8 protein-coding genes are annotated in these 19,695 nt (G+C 57.9%); 4 read left to right on the forward strand and 4 right to left on the reverse strand.

The window, feature by feature from the left end:
- Nucleotides 1-75 precede the first annotated feature (75 nt).
- Nucleotides 76-513, forward strand: coding sequence for a hypothetical protein (locus tag VFE46_06925; protein ID HZZ27726.1), 438 nt, complete (start codon nucleotides 76-78; stop codon nucleotides 511-513).
- Nucleotides 514-756: 243 nt separating this feature from the next.
- The gene (locus tag VFE46_06930) at nucleotides 757-2,055 is read left to right on the forward strand and encodes a cellulase family glycosylhydrolase (protein ID HZZ27727.1); all 1,299 of its coding nucleotides are present in this window, start codon (nucleotides 757-759) and stop codon (nucleotides 2,053-2,055) included.
- Between the two features lie 18 nt (nucleotides 2,056-2,073).
- Here VFE46_06930 and VFE46_06935 read toward each other — a convergent pair whose 3' ends face one another.
- The 3 genes from VFE46_06935 to VFE46_06945 form a co-directional block, all read right to left on the reverse strand.
- Nucleotides 2,074-11,928: a VIT domain-containing protein gene (locus VFE46_06935; GenBank protein HZZ27728.1), complete on the reverse strand. Its 9,855-nt coding sequence runs from the start codon at nucleotides 11,926-11,928 to the stop codon at nucleotides 2,074-2,076.
- On the reverse strand, nucleotides 11,925-12,581 hold the full coding sequence (locus VFE46_06940) for a sigma-70 family RNA polymerase sigma factor (GenBank protein HZZ27729.1): 657 nt from the start codon (nucleotides 12,579-12,581) through the stop codon (nucleotides 11,925-11,927). Before VFE46_06940 ends, VFE46_06935 begins: the two co-directional genes overlap by 4 nt.
- Nucleotides 12,582-12,727: 146 nt before the next feature.
- Nucleotides 12,728-14,467 (reverse strand): hypothetical protein, encoded by a 1,740-nt coding sequence (locus VFE46_06945; GenBank protein HZZ27730.1) that lies wholly within the window; start codon nucleotides 14,465-14,467, stop codon nucleotides 12,728-12,730.
- 131 nt (nucleotides 14,468-14,598) lie between these two features.
- Between VFE46_06945 and VFE46_06950 the strand changes: the two genes are divergently transcribed.
- The gene (locus VFE46_06950) at nucleotides 14,599-15,723 is read left to right on the forward strand and encodes a family 43 glycosylhydrolase (GenBank protein ID HZZ27731.1); all 1,125 of its coding nucleotides are present in this window, start codon (nucleotides 14,599-14,601) and stop codon (nucleotides 15,721-15,723) included.
- A gap of 57 nt (nucleotides 15,724-15,780) precedes the next feature.
- Here the strand turns inward: VFE46_06950 and VFE46_06955 are convergent, their stop codons facing one another.
- Nucleotides 15,781-18,051, reverse strand: coding sequence for an SPFH domain-containing protein (locus tag VFE46_06955; protein HZZ27732.1), 2,271 nt, complete (start codon nucleotides 18,049-18,051; stop codon nucleotides 15,781-15,783).
- A 571-nt stretch (nucleotides 18,052-18,622) separates the two neighbouring features.
- On the opposite strand from VFE46_06955, the gene VFE46_06960 reads away from it, so the two are divergent.
- A complete protein-coding gene (locus VFE46_06960; protein HZZ27733.1) occupies nucleotides 18,623-19,486 on the forward strand; it encodes a transposase in 864 nt (287 codons plus the stop codon).
- The last annotated feature ends 209 nt before the right edge of the window (nucleotides 19,487-19,695 follow it).

Genomic DNA, 19,695 nt, shown 5'->3' on the forward strand with positions numbered 1-19,695 from the left:
TCCACCCCGTCCGAGACCATCCTCGCTGCACCCGCGAATCCCCCTGCTGCACTGCCGCAGCAGGATGCACAATTGTTGCCGGCAGACGCGACAGCTTCTCAACCGCCTGTTTCAACAACTCCCCTGCTCCTTTCGGAAGACATTTCGATTGTGAATGCTCAAGCGGACAGTGAGCCGGTGGCAAGCAATTTCTCGACAAGTAGAAGCACATTATTTGTCCCAGCTGTATTTATCCCGGCTGTAGTCCCGGATGGGGCGGCGCCCTCGGACGTGACAGAACTCGAATTGCAGAGCAATTCTGTTCATGAAAATTCGGCGATTTCCGCGACAGCCACCCATCTAGCACAGTTGCAGCTTGCGCCTTGGGCAGCCGTCGATGGTTATTTTGCAGCGCTGGATTCGCGGGCGAATCTGCAATCCCACTCTCGCCAGGTGCACAACTCGCCTGCGGACGCCAGTGACGATGCGCTCGCAGATTTTGGCTCGGAATCGCTTTTGACTCGCCTGGGTTGAAAATCGATTGCGGGAAAGAGCCGGCCCGGGCCATTCCGCAGTGTAGCGACGGCTGTCCCCAGCCGTTTTTCTCGAGTGACACGCCGGTGGCTGGGACAGCCATCACTACATTTTTTTCAAATTAGGCGACGGCGGCGGCATGGTGTGCCTTGAAATTGGACCACCCTATCATGTATATGTGTACACTTTATGGAAAGCGGCAGAAACACTGTCCAAAATGGATCAACTCTCGAGGGCCAAACCATGACATTCGTCGTCGCCGGCAAAACCTTGCTGGGATTAAACTGCATGCAGCCGTTCGGCTGGGGAACGGTAAGCGGCAACATGTATGCTGCCAATCCGTACCAAAACGGCGGAGTCGATTCGGTCGTCATGTCCAATGCCAGGCTGGCGGCCATCAAAGCGGCAGGATTCGATTTGGTCCGATTGGCCGTCGATCCTGGCACGCTCCTGTCCGCGCCCAGTGCCACGGTGTTGAACAATTTGGCCGGTCAAATCGCCGCGGGAGTTCAACGCCGCATCACGGCGGGGCTGAAAGTGCTGGTCGATGTCCATTTTATGCAAGGGCCTCCCTTGGCCGGCTGGTCGTGCAACGACGTGATCGACGGAATTTCCGGGCCGAAGTTCAAGCAAATGATGGCCGCGGTGACGGCGCTGGCCAAAGCGCTGTCGGCATTCGATCCGGCAAGCGTGGCCTTGGAGTTATTCAACGAGCCACCGCCACTTGCGGCGTTCAATGGCAAAACCGCTTGGGCTTCGCAGCTGATGTTTTATTGGCATGCCATCCGGGGCGTTTTGCCTAACCATTTTCTCGTTTTAGCGGGCACAAATTATAACGCGCTCGATAATTTTCAAAGCGGCGCCGCTGGCGGCGATGGATTAACTGCACTGCCAATCTACGGCTACGACGCCAATACGGGTTATTCCTGGCATGCGTATGAACCAATCGCCGTGGCATTTCAAGGCGAAGCAGGCGAATATCAAGATTGCCACCGGTTGACGTTTCCGCCGCAAAACCATCCCGGCGGATTGGCGCAAGCCACTAGCGATTTGAACGCCGCCATCGACGCTGACGCAACTTTGAGTGCCGCTCAAAAAACGCAGCGCAAATCTGATTTCGCGCAGCCCAATTGGAGTTTTTCTTATCCCCCCTACTTCAAAACGCCGCAGGACGCGAATTGGCTTGCCAATCGCTACGCCGTGGCCACCGCTTGGGCCGATAAAAATAAACTGGCCCGTTCTCAATTGGGCATAACCGAGTTGGGAATTCGTGGCGATTTGGGTGCGAATTTGGGGGCCGATCCGGCTTCCATGACCGCATTTCTGGCGGCGCACAAAGCCGCGGCTACGGCTGCCGGCTTCGGCATGTTGGTGATCCACGAGCTGCAAAATGGGGATGGCTTTGGCGTAATGAACGGCAATTCGTTCGTGCCGGCGGTGATTCAAGGTTTGAAACTGAGCACAATTCAGCCGACGGTTACCGGCGTGCAAACCGTCATTACCTACAGCGACGGCAGCAGCAAAACCGTGGTCGATGTGTAAAGCCTACCGCTTGCTAGATTATTTTTTGGGAAGTTGTTCTTGCAACGTGCGAATTTGGTTGCCTACGTCGTTAAACCGTTGCGGCCAGTCGGTGTGCTGCAATTTTTCGATGGTTTGCTGCGCGGCGGCCCACTCGTGCTGGTGAATTTGTGCTGTGGCCAGCTTGACAAGCCCAGTGGGCTCCAGCGAGCGCAATTTCGCCACGTCGGCCCATTGTGCAATGGCTTCGTCCCATCGATTTTGATGCTCGCGAATGGTGGCCAGGGCCGTGTGGTTTTCCGCTTCTTGCGAACCGACTTCGACGATGGAGGTGACGGCCCGTTCCGCTTCGGCCGGCTGATCTTTCAGCCGATCGGCCAACTTTTCGTACAAGTCGATGTGGTGTTGGTCGTTGGCGATTAACTGCAGCAACTGCCGCGTGGCCTCGGCCCGCTTGCCAAGCTGGTCGTAGCATTCCAAAAGCGCCTGATCAATTTCTCGATCGTTGGGCTGCAATTGCGCGGCCAGTTGCAACTGCTTGATCGCGGGTTCATACTCTTTGCGGTCTTTGAATACTTGCCCGATCGCCTTGCGCAAAATGGGGCTGTCTTGCCCGCTTTTGGCCGATTCTTCATCGAGCTGTTTCAAATAGGCTGGCAAGTCTTTCGACTGGCTGAGCACCGAGTGGAGCGTGTTGAGAACATTTTGCCGCATATCTTGGCGGTTGCCCCAGCAAACAATTGCTCCCGACGCGGCATCGACGGCTTCCTTGGTGTGCCCGAGAGCTGCTTGCGCGCTGGCCAACGCTTCGTATTGATCGGATAGCCATTGATCGTTCAGCGTCACGCCGCCATTGGCGCGCTGGTGCAGCGAAATGGCCTCGTTCAAATAACCGACGGCCTGGTCGTACAACTGGCAATCTTTGCAGGTGCGGCCAAGCTCGGCGATGCTTCCTTCCTGCCAGCGTCCGCCTTGGTGGAAGTGCTCGTCGATTTGCTTGACTAATTCCGCCAATTGATGAGGCTGCTGAGTATGGAAATAAGCTGCCATCAACTGGCAGCGATAGTGCATGTTGTCCGGATGCTGCTCGATGAGCGGCTCCAGAATTGCAATCGATTCCGCGTGCCGGTTTTGCTGCTGCAAGTAATCGACCAATTGCTCTTGCATCCCTTCATCGAGCAGCCCTTGATGCTGGGCGATCAGCAGCATTTCAATCGCGCGTGAAAAGCGGCGCAATCCATCCCACAAGTAATTGGCAATGTACTGCACGCTGCGTCCGGAATTTTTGCTTGCCGAGTACACTTCTTCGGCCGCCTGGGCGAAGTCGTCCGTCTTTCCCGCCCAAAAGTAACTGTAGTTGATGGCGTAGACGGTCCGATTACGTGCCTGCCGGCTGCGCAAATCGCGCTGCAATTCGGCGATCACGAGCTTTAAAATCCGGGGCTCTAACTCCTGAATGTCCACGTGCGTATTCGCGGCTTCTTCGCGGCGCTGTGCCAATTCCCAACCAAAGGCGTTCCACACATTGTTGTAGCCAATGCTTAGCCACGCAGGATATTGTTCCATCCGTTCCACAAGGTAACGCAGCTCCGCACGCAGGCCCAATGCTTCGCGGATGACTCCCAGCGGCGCATTGGCGGTATCGTGGTAGCGCGATTGCTGCCGCGGGAGGACGCCGGGAATAACCTTGAACACGAAATTTCGCAGTTCTTTATTCGCATCGGCGAAATGATGTTGATGAGCAATGGCAAACGTGTTGCACAACCGCGCGACCGTATCGTGGCGCACGTTTTCATCGGTCGCATGGTCCAGCTGCTTAAGTCCCTCGGCCAACAGATTGTGAAACAGTTCGTCCCCTTTGCCCAGCGAGACCTCGCCATCGTGATCCAGGGCGTTGTCATACAATTCGAACAGCCGATTATCGAGCCACTTGCGCTGCTGCTCATTTTCCGGCGTGGCCAGATATTTCTGCAACACGGTTTCGCCGTCGGCAAAATGCCGCGCACCCTCATACAAATGCACGTAGTCGCCCAGCACGTCGTTATCTTGCGCGGGCCAGCCGTGCGGATGGGCCAAATCATAACTACGCACTTCGGCCTGCATTTGCTCAATCGCCTCATCATGTTTGTCGTATGACCAGAACAGCAAATTGCTGAGGTGGTTGGTGATGAGCAAGTGGTCGCGGCTCCCGACAATTGCTTTGCCGCGCAATTCCCGCAGTTCGCGCAGCTGCTCGTCAACCATCGCCGGCTGCGGCAATTTGCCCAGGCTGTTGAGAAGGCCGGCCATCAAAGCCGGCTCGCCGTTGGCCCAATCGCGGTCGAAAGCCCGCTTCAGCGCTGCCACGCAGGCATCGACATGCGGGCCGGGCTGATTGAGCACTTCTGCGGAGCGCCGCTGGACCATCGCTTCCAGTAGATCGAGTGCCCGCCCGTCCGTGGTCGTCAATTTTCCTTCGCGCAGTTTTTGAATTCGGGCAATGATTTCGTCGTTGGCGGCTTCCTTTTGCACGGCGCTGAGAATTTGCCCCTGCACGTTTTGCAAGTAGGGATAAATTTGCTCCGGCGATCGCCCCACCGCGCCGTCGGGAATGGCCTCCAGCAAACGGAAGTCGCGCGTCGATTCATATAATTGCCGCACGACCCCAAAATAATTTCCCGGTTGCGATGTTTTTTCCAGCAGTGCTCGCACGGCGAACAGCGTATCATCGTCCAGCTCCGCTGGCGGCGGCAAATCTCGACGCTGCCAACGATTGTTTATGCCCCATAGCGAATTCGTCAAAACGCCTTCCGGCATGCGCTTGAATGCTTCGATCCGGCAGCGATCGTAATCTTCACGCCGATTGTTCACCAAATACCAATTGGCCAGCGTGCGGTAATCGGGCCCGCTCAGCAACTTGTATTTTTCCGCCGCTTCGAACAGTTGAATGGCCTCCTCCAGCCGGCCGCGCTCGGCCAATAGCAGCGCCAACGCCTTCCGCCACGGCGTAGTGGTTTCATCGCTGCGGATCCAGCCGCGCAGTTGCTGTTCCAATTCGTCGGGACGATCCAGCGCCACCAACATCTGAAATTTCATCGCCCGCCAACCGGCCAAGCGCGGGCCGCCTTGCTCGATACCGGCGTCAATGTATTTCAAAATGCGGTCGATGGTTGCCGGCTGTGCATTGCGCCGGGCGGCTAAATTCATGGCGGTGATAAACGCCCGTTGACGCAACATCGCATCCAGCAAATTGCGGCGCAGTTGGGCCAGAACGGCATCGGCTGTTTCGTCCGCTAGTTCCGCTTCGGAATCTTCCTTGAGCTTCGGTGGTGCGTCCCCCAATATCTTCCAGCAAAAGTCTTCCACCTGCGAAAGATTTTGATTCAATTGCACGTCGAGATACGCTTGCTCCATGTGCAGCCAGGGCAACAAGGGTAAATCGTGCGGGTCGGACTTGTTTGCGTTTTCGACTTTGGTCGCCTCGGCAGCCAATCGATCGGAGAGAGCCGCTTTGGAAGCCTTGGCAAATTCGGCTTTTTTATCGCGCAGCTCGATGCGCGTGAGCTGGTCGGTTTTTCCCTCATCGTGCAATGCTTGCTCGTCGTGCGCTTGCCGAGCGGTAATCATGCCATCCACCAGCCGATACAGCGCTGGAATTTGCACGCCCAGCCGCGCGGTGTCGTCCTCGGCGGTCGATAATTGATGCCACCACCCGAACGCCTCCTGCTCGTTGGCCTCGGTCCACTTGTGGCTGAGAAGCGCGTCAAACAGCGCGGAAATGTAGCCAGGCTTGAACTCCTTGGGGGCCGACGCAATCCGCTCGCGCAAAAATGGCAGCAACTCGGCGCTGTCGAAGCGCGCGGCGTAAATCGTCCGCAGCGACTCGCTGAGCGAATTCTTTTCGTCTTTATCTTCCATGTGCAGCCAGCGCTCGTGCAGCGCATCGGCAATCTTTTTCCAAACGCTGTCGGGAATTTCCGAGGCGTCTAGCTGCTTGCGGCCGGCAAGCGCCTCGGGCAATTCAATTCTCCCCGACAAAGCCCAACTCACAAAGCTGCCGATTTGCTCCGGCGACAACTTCTCTAAATCGCTTTGCAGCAAGCCCAGCACAAAGCCGCGGAAGCGGTCGCAAGCATCGCATTGCGCGAAGCGATAGTCGTTGACAATCCGCTGCACCAGGTCGAAGTGCCCCTTGTGCTGCGTGAAAAACATCGCAACCTGGGCGAGCGGCTCACCCCAACGCTCGGCCAATTCCTCCCCCTGGTCAATTTGCAAATTCCAGCAATTTCCCTGTGCGAACGAAATCGCCACATCCAACCGCGCGAGTTGATCGCGCGGGAGCGGGCCTTCCATTTGCGATTCCTTGAGCCACTTTTCCACCAAGGCATTGGCTGCCTCAAGCTGATTGTTATAGACCAGCGCCGAAAGATGCTCCTGATACGCGCGGCCATATGGCGGATTGCGCTTGATCCACTCCGTGGTGTAATGCAGCAGATCTTCCCAGCGCACTTCGCTGCGATAAAATTCCGCCAGCGCCGCGCGCAGCGATTCATCTTCCCCGTCGGTCCATTCAATCGGGCGATCCAATTCTTTCTGCACCCAATCGTAAGCCGCTGGCGATTGGCCGGCCTGCAACAATTTTCGAGCGTATTCAATTTGTCGGTTGACATCCCAGGGGGCTTGCTCGGCCAGGGTGCGGCGCAGCGCCAGCGCTTCGGCCTGACGATCTAAACTTTCGTAGCAGCCCAACAGCCGCTCCTGCCAGCGCGATTTCAAATCGATATCGGCCGGCTGTTCGATATAAACCGGCTCCAGAATCTGCACAAATTCCAGAAGCTCTGCCGGGCTGCACACGCTTTGGGCCTGGTCCAGCACAAAATCGGCCAGGAACACCTGGTGAGGCTGCTTGCCAGCCGCCAGCTTGTGGGCTTCCTCCAGCAAGCGCTGCCGCGCTTCTTCATTGCGGCGAATTGTCGCCAGAATCACGGTTCGCAGCCAATGCACGCCGGGCTTGTCGGTGGCCGCCTTTTCCGTGGCATCAAGCTGTGAGAGCAATTCGTCCCACTGCTGCAACAGGCAGTTGTATAGCATCATGGTGATGCGGTCGTCGAAACTGGCCGAGCCATCGGCCACGCGCTGCCGCGCCGTTTTTAGCGGCACGCCTGGCACTTGCAAAAACTGCACTTGCGGCCGAGCGGCTAATTCCGTTTTCACGCGGGCGGAATAAGCCTGCGGAGCGAGCAAATTCACTTCTAGCTTGGTCTCGCTGGTCTTTTGCCCTTTCGCATTGCTGACCAACACACGCCTTGCCAGCAAACTGCCGCCGATATCTACAAAGTCGGAAAATTCAATGGTGTTGGTCACCTTGCCGTCCTGGAATGTTTCGTCTTTTAGCAAGACGTGCCGGGCCGTGTCGATCAATAATTTCCGTTCCTCCTTGGAATGCTCGAACGTGATCATGAGCTGGGCCCGATTTTCGCCGGCGGATTCCACTTTGGCGTGTGAATTACCGCTGAACTGGGCATACGCCGCCGTTTGCGAGTAATCGCTCCAACCCATCGGCAGCGATTTCAATTCCCGCTCGATCGACTTCCGCGTGCGCCCCAATAATAGCGCTTGCGAAAAAACCAACCGCTCTTTTTCGTCACAATAATTCACAATGATGTGGCTGCTGGGATCTAAAGAGCGCATGAGCCAGGCGGTAGGAGAATATAAAACCAGGTCGCTGGTTTGGCCGATGTGGCGGCTCCAGCGTGGATCGAACGAATCGGTCGTGCGCACCATTTCGATGCCGCCGGTCAGCTTCGCCAGCGAGTCAGTGCGCAGCAAGCTTTTGGAAAGCGCAATGGCGTCGGCCGACCACCCTTCCGGTTCTTTCTCCGGCGCCGGCTTAACCGGCGGAGCCGCCAGTGCCGGAAACAGCGTATTCAGCCAGCCGGTGTACGGCGGCTCGGTGTGCCAATACGGCATCCGTCCATACTCATACACGGGCTTGGCAATCGTGTAGGCGACGTCGCGGGATTTCTGCTCGTACACGGCCGGCGAAAAAAGGGAGTTCAAGTCTAGCCCTTCTCCATCGCCCAATTGCCCCTCGCCGGCACGTCGACGGTCATAGGCAAAGCCGCGGCCGCCTGTCGGGATTTTTCGCCAAAACGCCGCGTCAGGGTATACCAGCGGCGGCGTTCCCGGCTCGGACAGTTCGTCCTTGCTCACTTCCGGTAGTCCCATGGCGAGAGGCGTTGTTTCCATTTTCCCGTCGAATTCTGCCGCATCGAGAGGACCGTTGAATGTCTTTTGACCAGGCTCTAAATCATCTTCGAGCTGCTGGCCGGCCATGGGATAAAAGGGAATATCGGCCTTGCTGCTGTCGCTCAGCGGCGTTTCGAGCCCATCCGCCAACAATCCGAAGTCGGAGGAAGACTTAAGTATGTTCATCCGCCTGCCGAAGCCGCCGCCGCCGCCACCGCCGCCAATGCCATTAAATTCAAATGCAGATTCATCTGTCTGTGCATTCACGCTTGATAAGCCGGAGCGAGGAACGCCAGCGTAGAACAGATTCCCGCCGGAAATCGAAAGATAGCGGGTGTACGAATTATTCTCCGCGCTTAGCTGTAATCCGACGCCGCCGGTTGCGATCGGGCCGGCCGTGATGTAGCGGTTGTCCCCCATGAGTGCTTGCAATTGCTGTTGCAATAGTGGCCCGTTGCGTCCCAAGCCGGCCAGTTCGCGCAGCACTTGGTAGCGCAGCCGCAGCCGCCAATCGCCGGCCTGCTTCATTTGCTTTTGCAGCAGCTCGAAATTGGCGTTGTCGCGCCCTGCGGCAAAGAATTGTTCCCCATCGCGCATGGTGAATCGCTTTTTCACGCCAAAACGCTCTCGATCGGCATCGCTTTCCAACACCAATAGCGACGTGTAAGGAGTAATGATGTGAAATTCTTCCGACAGCGCGATAATTTGATTGTGGATGGCTTCGCTCGGCCCCTGCTGCAGCAGATGATCTAAATGCTGCCGGGCCCACAATCGCGGAATGAACGAATTGCCGGCTTCCGCATCTTTCAGATTGATTTTCGCCGCGTAACGGACCGTCTCGGCGCCGCGCTTGGCGGTCACCACCACTTCGCCTTGTTGATCGGCGCCGGTGGGCAAATAGCGGCCCACCAAAATTTGCTGCGTGCCCGCCGGCAGCGACGGCAAATGCTCCGGATAAACCGCCGCCACTTGCAGGCCGTGAAATTCCACGTTCACGTCGCGCAAGCTCGGCTGCGTAAGTTCGTTCAGCAGTTCCAAAGCCACAAGCTGCGGCATGCGCTCCCCGCCAATATTGCGGACCGAGCCATGGCCCACTTCGGCAATTCCGCGCAGCACAATCGCCTCGTACGTATTGCCGACGGTCACGGCGTGGAAAGAGCGCTGTGTCGAAGTTGTCGATGTATCCGCTTGCGGCTTAGCGGCATGCTCGTCTGCTTGCGCCGGTTTAGACGATCCGTCCGCGGGCGTTCCGGCAATCAGTCGGCCCAACCGTTTTACAAAACTGGCCGGATCAGTTTCGCCCGCCGTCACGATGCCATCGCCAATGTATACCACTTGCGCATCGGTCGGCGCTTGCTTAAGCACGGCGGCAAATGCCTGATCCAAATCGGTCCAGCCCAGCGATACCCGCTTGTCCAAAAATTCTCGCACCTGGGCAATGTTTTCCGCCGTGGGCGACATTGCCTCGGGCGAAACCCAAGTGGTGGCGACATCGGCAGCCGCCAATTGGAAGCGATCTTTTTCGCCCAGCGACGACAACATTGTGGCCACAAATTCGCTTTGCTGTTTCCGTTTTTCGGCATCCATGGAAGCCGAAGTGTCGCACAGCAGCACCAAATTCAGCGGTTTGCCGTCGGCGACGACTTCCCGCTGGAAATTTCCTTCCGGTCCGGGCGGCGTCAATTGCAGCAGAAAGTATCCGTCGTCGCCGCGACGATGCGGCACCACCACCACGTCGGAATTGCGGCTTTCCACTTCGCACACCACTTCAAAATCGCGCTGGGGCGTGTATTCCTGCGCGGCAAAATCGACCTGGGCCGAATGCTCTGTTTGCTCCGTGCGAACCGAATGCGTGGGGCACGTTACGCTTTTCAGCGGCAACGCGGAATTCACTTGCACCGACAGCGAAAGCTCGCGCAGCGGATGACTGGCCAGCAATTCGCTGTGCAGGCCATAGGTGTAACGGTACTTGTTTCCCCGCAGCGGCAGCACTTGGGTATAAACAATTTTGATCCGCTTTTCCGACATCGGCTCGATCGGAAACACCCGGGCTTTGAACAAATTGCCGCTGGTCCATTCCAACAGGCCGGGATCGCGCTTTTCGCGCAATATGGTTTCGTAAATTTCACGGGCGCGCTGCTTTTCGACGATGTCGGCTTCCACCAGCGCGTTGCCAATCCACATGCCGAAATCGCTGATCGAAGCATCTTGCGGCAGCGGGAAATAGAACACGCCCTCCAGCCGTTCCGTGGTGTGATTGACGAACGATTCTTCGATGGTAGTGCGGGCAATTTGATCGCGAATTTCCACGCTGACTTTGTGGTAGCCTACGTCCAGGGGCTCGTTGGGATGATCGGGCAGATTCACAATCAGCGAGCCGAGCGATTCGTTGCTGGAGGCGCCTTCAAAGCCGGCCAGCCACTGCGGGCGCACTTTTTCCTCGACCAGTTTTTCATCCCGATTAATTCGCCAAATCTGCTTATTGGCGGCGGCTAACTTCTGGCTCTCTTTCTGCGGACCCAGCAGCTCGAACACAAATGCATTATTCTTTTGTCCTTCTCGTTTCGGTGCGTTGTATTGCACCTCGCCCGAATGCAGCCGGGCTTGGGTGGGGGAAATCAATTCCAAGAGCGAACCCGGCCCCAGCGTTAGCTCCGCTTCGGACGAGAGGCGAATTTTCACGGCGTTGGCGCCGCGAATGTCGGTTCGCAGCCAATCGCCGGTTTTCAATAAGGTTTCGCTGCTGATGGGCGTCCAGCGCTGGGCCAGCATGGGCCGCAGCACGACCAATCCCTGGGAATCGACAATTTTTCCAATCCGCCCATCTTCCGTCAGCGTTTTCGCCACGACGAATTTCGAATCGTCGACCGGGCCGTTGATCGCCACTAATTGCAGCTCGGCCAGCGGCGGCCCGACGGTAGGCGCTCCCTCGGGCCGGGCGGTAATGCCCAAGAGCTTATTCAATTGCGCATCGACATACGCCTCGATATTGATTGGCCCATCGTGAGCCAGAAGTTTTACGCGATAAACATAACAATGCCGATCGGCGTATTCCGCCAGCCCCTGCGCGCGGGCCGCCAGCAACGGCGAGGCATCGTGAACCTCCAGGCCCAACAGACCGAGCAAATCGATTTGCTTGTGCGGATCTAAAAACCAAGGGGAATCGCCGGCGACGGCGGTGTTGTTGGCTTCGTCGATTTGCCATAGCCGCGAGCCGGATGCAATGCGATATTTCTGCGGCGAATCTTCCCAGCGCACCAGGCCCGGCGCTTGAATCCACACGTCGGCCGATTGGCCATCTTTGGTGACTTTTAATTCCAACGTTTTCGCAGCCCGCAAATCGTCCAGGACCTGCGAGAATTGCGGCGCACCGCGAACCGGATTCCGCGTGAATAACAAGGCTCCCACCACCACGGCGGCCGCCATGGCGGCCAGCCCCAGCGAGCGCCGCAGCCAATTCGGCCGCTTGGCCCGCGGCGTGCTGTGAAAACCTGTTGCCGGTTTTGATGCGGCGGCAAATACACTCAACGTTCGCTGGCGCAGTTCGACCAGCGATTGCTCGTCGGCAGCAGGCGCATCGGCCTCGATTGCGCGCAGCATGGCTTTTGTTTGCGCTTCATCATCCGGCAATGAATTTGCGTTGGGATTCGAGTTTTCGTCGTTCATGGCGTGTCTCGGCTCTGTTCAACTTCGCTGGCTTGCGTTGGTTGCTGGTTCGCAGTTGCTTTCTTCGGTGTGGGGCGATCGTCTGGAAAATACATTTCAAACTGGGTGCGAAACTCCGCACGGGCCCGCGCTAATTTCGATTTAATTGCCTCGACCGTGTTCCCCCATTGTCCGGCCATTTGGCTCAGGCTGTGTTCGTCTAAATACTTGGCGGTCAATAGTGCGGCATACTCGGGAGTTAGCTCCGCCAGTGCGGCGCGCACCAAATCGGCGAGTTCGCGCTGTTCGGCCAGTGGAAAAGGTTGCCCGTCGTTCAGGCGGCGGTGGAGCGAAATTGCCTGCGCTTCCGCTAGTGTTTTCACGCGCGCAGCCCGGGCGGCTTGTCGCCAACAGGCCGCCAGCTTGTGATGGGCGATGCCTGTCAGCCAACTCCACAGCGTGCCGCGCTGCGGATCGAACCGCCCGGCGGAACCGGCCGCTTCCAGGAACGTTTCTTGCACCACGTCGGCCACGGTTGCCGCATCGGGGCCCAACAACCTGGCGACGTAACGCCACACGTCCAAGCTGTAGTTGTCGTACAGTTTGGCCCAGGCGTCGCGGTCGCCGGCTTGTAAACCGCGAATTACAGCATGTTGGGCTGGCTCATCGAGCACGTGGCCGTCTCTGGGTACAGGCGGTCAGTCTATAAGATATTGGCGATTAGACGCCGCCAGGTGTCGCACAATTCCCAAAAAAATCAGAATTGTTCGCGCCAGTCGCCAGCTTGCCACGCCAGCCGCTCCGTTTGCCAGGCCATTGGCTAATGCTTGAGCACTTTATTCGGGAACATTCCCACCGAATTCGATTCGTAACCAATGTTTCGCAGCGCCTGCGGACCCAGCCGTTCGGCCAATTGGGCCAAATACAAGCTTTGGGGTCCGACCGGCTTATTTTCCGAATCGACAACGCCCAGCGGCAGTTTTGGCTCCTTATCGAACGGCCGCGCCGTGGGCACGTTCTCTCCCAGGCAACCGATCATCCAATTTTTCGCCCCCGGCGGATCTTGAATGACGAACGATTTGGCAATGCAATTCCAGGCCACGGCCCAACCCATTGTCCAACCGTGGCCGGAACCCATTTCGCCCCGGTTCATGTAATCGATGCCGCCGCCGGGCACGGTGCAATTGTCGACCAGCATGCCCGTCGACCAGCGCATGTGCGGTTGCATGTGGCCATTGCCGTAGAAAGTGCAATTGAGCAGCACAATGGGGCCGCTCTGCTCACTGCCTGTCGCCGCATAAAACACGTCGTCCCCTTTGCCGGAGCAGCGATCCAGCAGCAATTGGCTGGCGTTGGTGCCGAAATCGGCCGGCTTGGCTGCTCCCTCGGTTGGCTTTTCGTGATTCACCACCACTTTGAACAGCGTAATTCGCTGTCCGCCAATGCCCACCGAGTTCACCGTATTTTCCATCAGGACATCTTGCACCCAGCAATCGTTACCATGGATGTGCATGCCGGAGTACGTGGCGGCCGTCATCGCCACTGCCTGCGGCGGGCAAACAATGCGCAAATGTTCTACCCCGGCCTGCGATATCGCCGACGGTTGCACAATTTTGAAGACCGTCGCTCCCGTTGGCTTCAAAAAATTTGCATCCAAGCAATCGGAAAGCGGAATGTCGACCGTGATTTTGTTTTGCGCAATCGCCGCAATTTTTCGCAGCGTGATGATGTCTCTTCCCACGCCGATCCACGTTTCGCGCTTCCCGTCGCGGACGAGGTTGTCCATTTGCATGAACTTCACCCAGTCGTCGGTGACCGGGCGCTTGATGGCAATGGTATCGTCCACCGCTAGGTGCGAGGCATCGGCGACGGTAAATGTGGAGATTCCCGAGGGCACGTAGGCATCGGTAATTGCCGTGGGCGCGGTTTTCACCATGGGCGTGGTGGGCTCCGGCGGCTCTTCGTCGGGGCTGCGCCCGCCTTCTTCGGTCGGTCTAGCCCGACGCCGATTGCTGGTTCCCAGCACAATGGCGCTATGCCTGCCGCCGGTCATTGTGATGGTTGAACTCTCGGCGCCGCTGTCCGATTCGCCGCCGCCACTGCCGCGCAGCACAACGCCGCTGGTGATGATCGTAACGGGCCGGGCGCAGGGATACGTTCCCGGCTCCAGCAATACCGCGCCGCGAAAGCCGTTTTCCAAGGGCATTTTGGAAACCGCATCAATCGCAGTTTGAATGGTGGCTGTGTCGTCCGCGCCGCCGGACGGCTTGATGGTCATTTTCACCGGGACGGTGGGCAGCGCTACGCCGCCCCCCATGTAGCCGGCGCTGGAAAAATCCATGATCCGGTCGCCGGTCGGCGTGGCTTTATAAACCAACTTGCCGTCGGAACCAAGATATACCCACTGGCTTTTCGAACTGCTGGTGGCTTGGCCGTGAGCCACAGGGGGAATGTTCACCCCGGCCATGCACAAGCACAGGGTGGTCCAAATTGCAGCCTGCGGGTGACGTTGCTTCATCGTCTTCACGGCTTTGAAATGCCGGCGGGATGGTGATAACATGGCCCTATTCTAAGCGAAGTCCGCTTCCTTTGCGCGGGGTGACGATGCTGGTTCACACGAAAATCGCCTTTTGCTTGCCGCGCTGTGCTGCGCAGCCTGCTTCCGCCCGAAGATTTTTTTCCGCCCGGCGGATGCCCATTTTCCGCACGGCCACAATCATCGCTACGGCGGCCTTATTTTATTTCACTCTCTGGCAAAGCATCGCGGCCGCCGACCAGGGCGGCCAAGGCGACTGGATCCATCCCGGCGAAATCTGGCCTGACGATCGTGGTCAGCACATTCAGGCCCACGGCGGCAGTATCATCAAAGTGGGGGATTTGTATTACTGGTTCGGCGAAGATCGAGCCCGCGGCCAGGATCGCAGCAAGCGCTACGTGGGCTGTTACTCCTCGCCGGATTTAATTCATTGGACCTTCCGCAACCAGGTCATCAAGCTTGCCAATCCGGAAAATTTCAATTTGGGTTGGGTGCTGGAGCGGCCGAAAGTGTTTTACAACGCCGCCACCCAAAAGTTCGTCATGTACATGCACATCGATGGCTCGCTCGGCGGCCAGCGCGGCTCGTACAATTTAGCCCGCGTGGGCACCGCCACGTGCGACACGGTCGATGGCGATTACACCTATCTCCACAGCTTCCGGCCGCTGGGGCACGAAAGCCGCGACATTGGCCAGTTCGTCGACGATGACGGCACGGCTTATCTCATTTCGGAAGACCGCCCCAACGGCTTTCACATTTACAAGCTTTCCGACGATTATCTGTCCATCGATAAAGATGTGTGCCTCATTCGCCAGCACATGGAAGGAGGTGCGCTGGTGCACTACAACGGGCTGTACTATTCCATCGGCTCCCATTTGACAAGCTGGGACCCCAACCCGAACGAGTATGCCACGGCCACCAAGCTGGAAGGGCCGTGGTCGGAATTCAAAAACATCGCGCCGCCGGAAACCAACACGTACGGCTCGCAATCGACGATGCTGCTGAAAGTGGTCGGCTCGCAAACCACGTCGGTCATTTTCATGGGCGATATGTGGAAGCCGCGCAATCTGGCCGATTCGCGCTACCTGTGGATGCCGCTGGAAATTGGCGAGGGCAAATTGTGGCTCTCCAAGCCGCAATCGTGGACCTTCGACGTGAAAACGGGCGAATCGCGCCTGGCAGACCAACCCGCCCACGGCAATGCGGCCGGAAAATCGGGCGAAAAATCCGGAACGCCCGACGCTAAATCCGGCGAGGACAATCCGTTCGAAGATCATTGAACCGGCATTACCCGTCGGGCAACTGCCGAGTTCATCCCGGCAGCTGCGCAGCCAACGCTACTTCTGCTCGATCTTTTCCTGCTCGTTTTTACGGTCCGCCTCCATGGTGGCAATCGCGCGTTTGGTTACCCGATCGGCGAAGGCTTCCATGTCCACGAGCGACGGATCAGCCTGCCCCATCGCAAAGCCAGATTTTTCGGCCACGAGCAAGCCAATCAGCGTGCCGAACAATCCGGTGGCGGGATCGATGGCGCCGGCCGTGCCGTTGCCATTACTGGCCGCCGCTCCCCCGCCGGCCACAAACACGCGCTGCGGCACCAGCGGCTGAGTGCTTTTGGCCAACTGCTCGGCCAAAATCGAAATGGCGTACAGCTTCGGATCGCGGAACGAGGCAATCCGCCGCATCATCACCGTGGCCTCCGACAACCCAATCTGAGCAATGCGCTGCGCCTCGCCGCGGCCGGCCAGTTCCCGTTGCCGAGAATCGGCCTCGGCCGTCACGACGGTTTGCTCCGCCTGCCGGCGCGAACGCGCCAATTCTGCATCAGCCATGACAATGGTTTGATCGGCCTGCTTGCGGGCCCGAGCTAAATCGGCCTCGCCGTGGCTTTCGGCAATTTGCACTTGCACCCGGGTGTTGGTGAGCTCGGTTTGCATGTGGGCTTGCGCTTGGGCTTCGTTGAGAATGCGTTGCTTCTCCGCGGCGGCACGTTGCCGTTCGTAGGTTTCGATTTGCTCGACCGACAATTGCCGCTGCCGTAACTGTTCCAGCAGCGTTTCAATTTTGGTGTCGCCTTCTTTCGGGTCAGGCTTGCCAATCAGCACGTCGACGCACTCAATGTCGAACTCGCGGAATTTTTTCCGCAGCACGTCGCGGGCCTCGGCCTGAATGACATCGCGCTCGTGCAACAGCTCCAGCATCATTTTGTGGTGCGCCACGTCGCGGAAAAATGCCGACAGCATGGGGTCCAGCGTTTGGGTAATGAGCTTTTTGACGTCGCCAAACCGCTGGATGACGCTGGGCGCCCGCTGATAGTCGATATGCACCACCACCGACAGCGGCAGGAGCGGCTCGTACGCATCGCGGGTGACTAAATCGATGGAACGCAAGCTTTCGTCGTAGCGATGGGCTTCGCTTTTGCCGGTGATCCAGTGCAACACAAAGTTGGTGGTCGGCACCAGAATGATGGCGCCGGCAAACGTGTTGAACGGATATTTCCCCGGTCCCAGCGGCTTTTCCCACACGCCGCGCTGGCCTTCGGCCACGCGCTCGCCATGGCGAAAGGCCGTGCCGGAAAGGTCTTCCCCCACCCGGCCGTAATAACTGACCACCACGCCCACGTAACCAATGGGCACCACGGTTTTGGGAATCATTTCCACCGAAGCGAACCAGCGATTGATAAAGTACGTGCCGTCGGTCAGCGGCACATACTGCCGGCCTCGGCGGCCGCCGGCGAGCAGGAAGTTTTCCGGATCTTGAAAGTTGTTGTGATAGTGTTCCTCGCTCGGGTCGGTGCCCACAGCCGGGGCAATGATTTCTCCCGGCGCCAGCGAAGGACCATCGTGCACGGTCACAATGTTGATGCTGTCGACTTGCATCAGGCTGCCCGGCTCCAGCGGATCGTCCACTTGCATTGGTCCGCCGACGATCAGCGGATCGAAACCGCTGCAATTCAGCAGTTCTTCGCGCCACTGGGCAACGATTTGCGATTCCTGCTTGTCTTGCAACCCCGGCAGCGTGTGCACCCGGCTTTCGGTAATTACGACAAAGCACGACAGGTTCACGGCGTAGACGCCTTCGCGCAAAATTCCACGTTGCCGGCCGCGCTGGCCGATCATACTCTCGGCCGTGCCGTCGCCGATCAAGAACTTACGAGCATCCTGAAAGTGATTGCACGGCGTCACCCGGGCCAACGTTTGACCGGCCTGCAACGGTTCGCCATCGCGCGCATACACATAACCAATTTTTCCCTGGGCGATGGTCACCAGCCGCATTTTGTGCAAGCGATATTGCACGCGCCACAGGCCGAAATGCATTCCGCCGCGCAGCAGCTCAGCCTGATAACCGGCCTCGCCATTCAGCGCAATGATGCGGCCTTCCGACACCGAGCCGGCATGCGACCACAATTTTTCCACCACCGCGGCCATGTCATTGGGCACATACCGCAGCGATGCCCACGCCGCAAACGCGACCACCAGCAACACGCTTGCCAAAATGGTCAAAATCCACACGCCTTCCGAAATGGCTTCCGGAGATTGGGCCAACAACCATGGCATGCCCCCGTGGCTTGAACCGATTCCGATTGCCGCAAACATAGAAGTAAGCATCTGATCATCCCTCCGGCGGTGCGCAGTGGAAGCCTGTGGTGAAATTTCCTCGGTCTGCGGCCTTCCTTGCCCGCTTCGTCCCCAAATTCGATAAGTTTTGCCGCCGCGGTTGATTGCGTACCCGCGCAGCTTGGAACGACCGGGCAAATTGTATCGCAGAATCGAGGCCAATGCACCCGCGGCCAGCTAAAAATCAGTTCGTCGCCGAAGTGAATTTCTTGGCCGCCGGCTGAGGCTGCACACCGACAAAACGGTTACCCGCCAGATTGCTGCAGGATGCGCTCTAGTTCGAACGCAATCGAAAAGAGTGCCCTTTCAACGCAGTGTTTTTCAACACCTGGCCGGGACCACACATCCCGGCCGGCCTACGAGGTTAGCTGACGGGCTAGGGCTTGAAAGTGCCCCGGTTTGCGCGATGCAAACCTGCGCCCCGTGAAATCGGATTTTTGTTCTTTCTCCCTCTCCCCGTGTGCAACATTATGCAATTGCATTCGATGCATTCAGGAGGGGAATTGATAAGCAGTTCGCGTTCATAATGGTCTTGTCTGTAACCCCTTACAGGAGACCGATCATGGAACGCGAACTGTGGTTGTTACTGTATCACATGGCCTTGAGTTGCGACAAATTGACCAAAGCTCGGTATCGACCGGCAGTGATTGTGGGTGTCTACGGCGGGGCGGTCGTTCACGATCGGCCAGTGAGTTGGGCCTGCCAGCGGCGGAACTGGCCGGCAGCGTTGTTCGATGAATCGTGTTTTTGTTTGCCTTCGCAATCGACGATGAGTCGACGCCTGCAGTCGGCCGACATTCAACAACTGCTGGACGAAGCCTCGTGGCGGCTGACCGAAGCCTGGGCGTTTTGTTGGGTCAAAATCATCGATGCCAAACCGCTGCCGATTGGCGGTTTCAGTAAAGATGGCGATGCCCGCTGGGGACGTGGCGTGAAAGCGTTGGCCAAAGGTTACAAGTTTTATGCGATTTGGGGCGCAGGACCGATGCCGTTGGTGTGGGGCTTGGCGGCCATGAATGTTAGCGAATCGGCGATGGCCCGACGGATGCTGGCGCTGTTGGAAGGCGGCGGTTATCTGTTGGGCGATTCGTTGTACGACAGTAACGCCTTGCATGTCTTGGCCAGTCAACAGGGTCATCAATTGGTGGCGCCGCGGAAAAAGCCCGGCGCCGGTTTGGGCCACCGCCGGCACGAGCCCCAACGGCTGCGCGCCTTGGATTTGCTGCGCACACGGTTTGGAAAAGCGCTGTTTGAACATCGCGGTCATATCGAACGAAACTTGGGCTGGTTGACCAGTTGTAGTGGTGGCTTAGCTCCGCTGCCCGCCTGGGTTCGCCGTTTCCACCGAGTTCGCATGTGGGTGTATTTAAAATTGATCCTCAATGCTCTGCGCCGCATTCCTCCAACTACGCTGGCAATTGCATAATGTTGCCCTTGCGGGAGAGGGCCGGGGTGAGGGGTTTTTCTCCCTCGCAACTGACTTCCAAAAACAATTTCGTTTGGGTCCCCCGTTGCCGCGTCTGGCGACGCAGCACTCGGCTACACGCCCCTATTATACTGAGTTTCAAGCACTCCCCTGCCGCCCCGTTCCCGATTGTGTCGCAACTCCAATGGGCCCTAGCAGATTCGCTTTTC

This window comes from Pirellulales bacterium, assembly GCA_035656635.1.
Taxonomy (GTDB): domain Bacteria; phylum Planctomycetota; class Planctomycetia; order Pirellulales; family JADZDJ01; genus DATJYL01.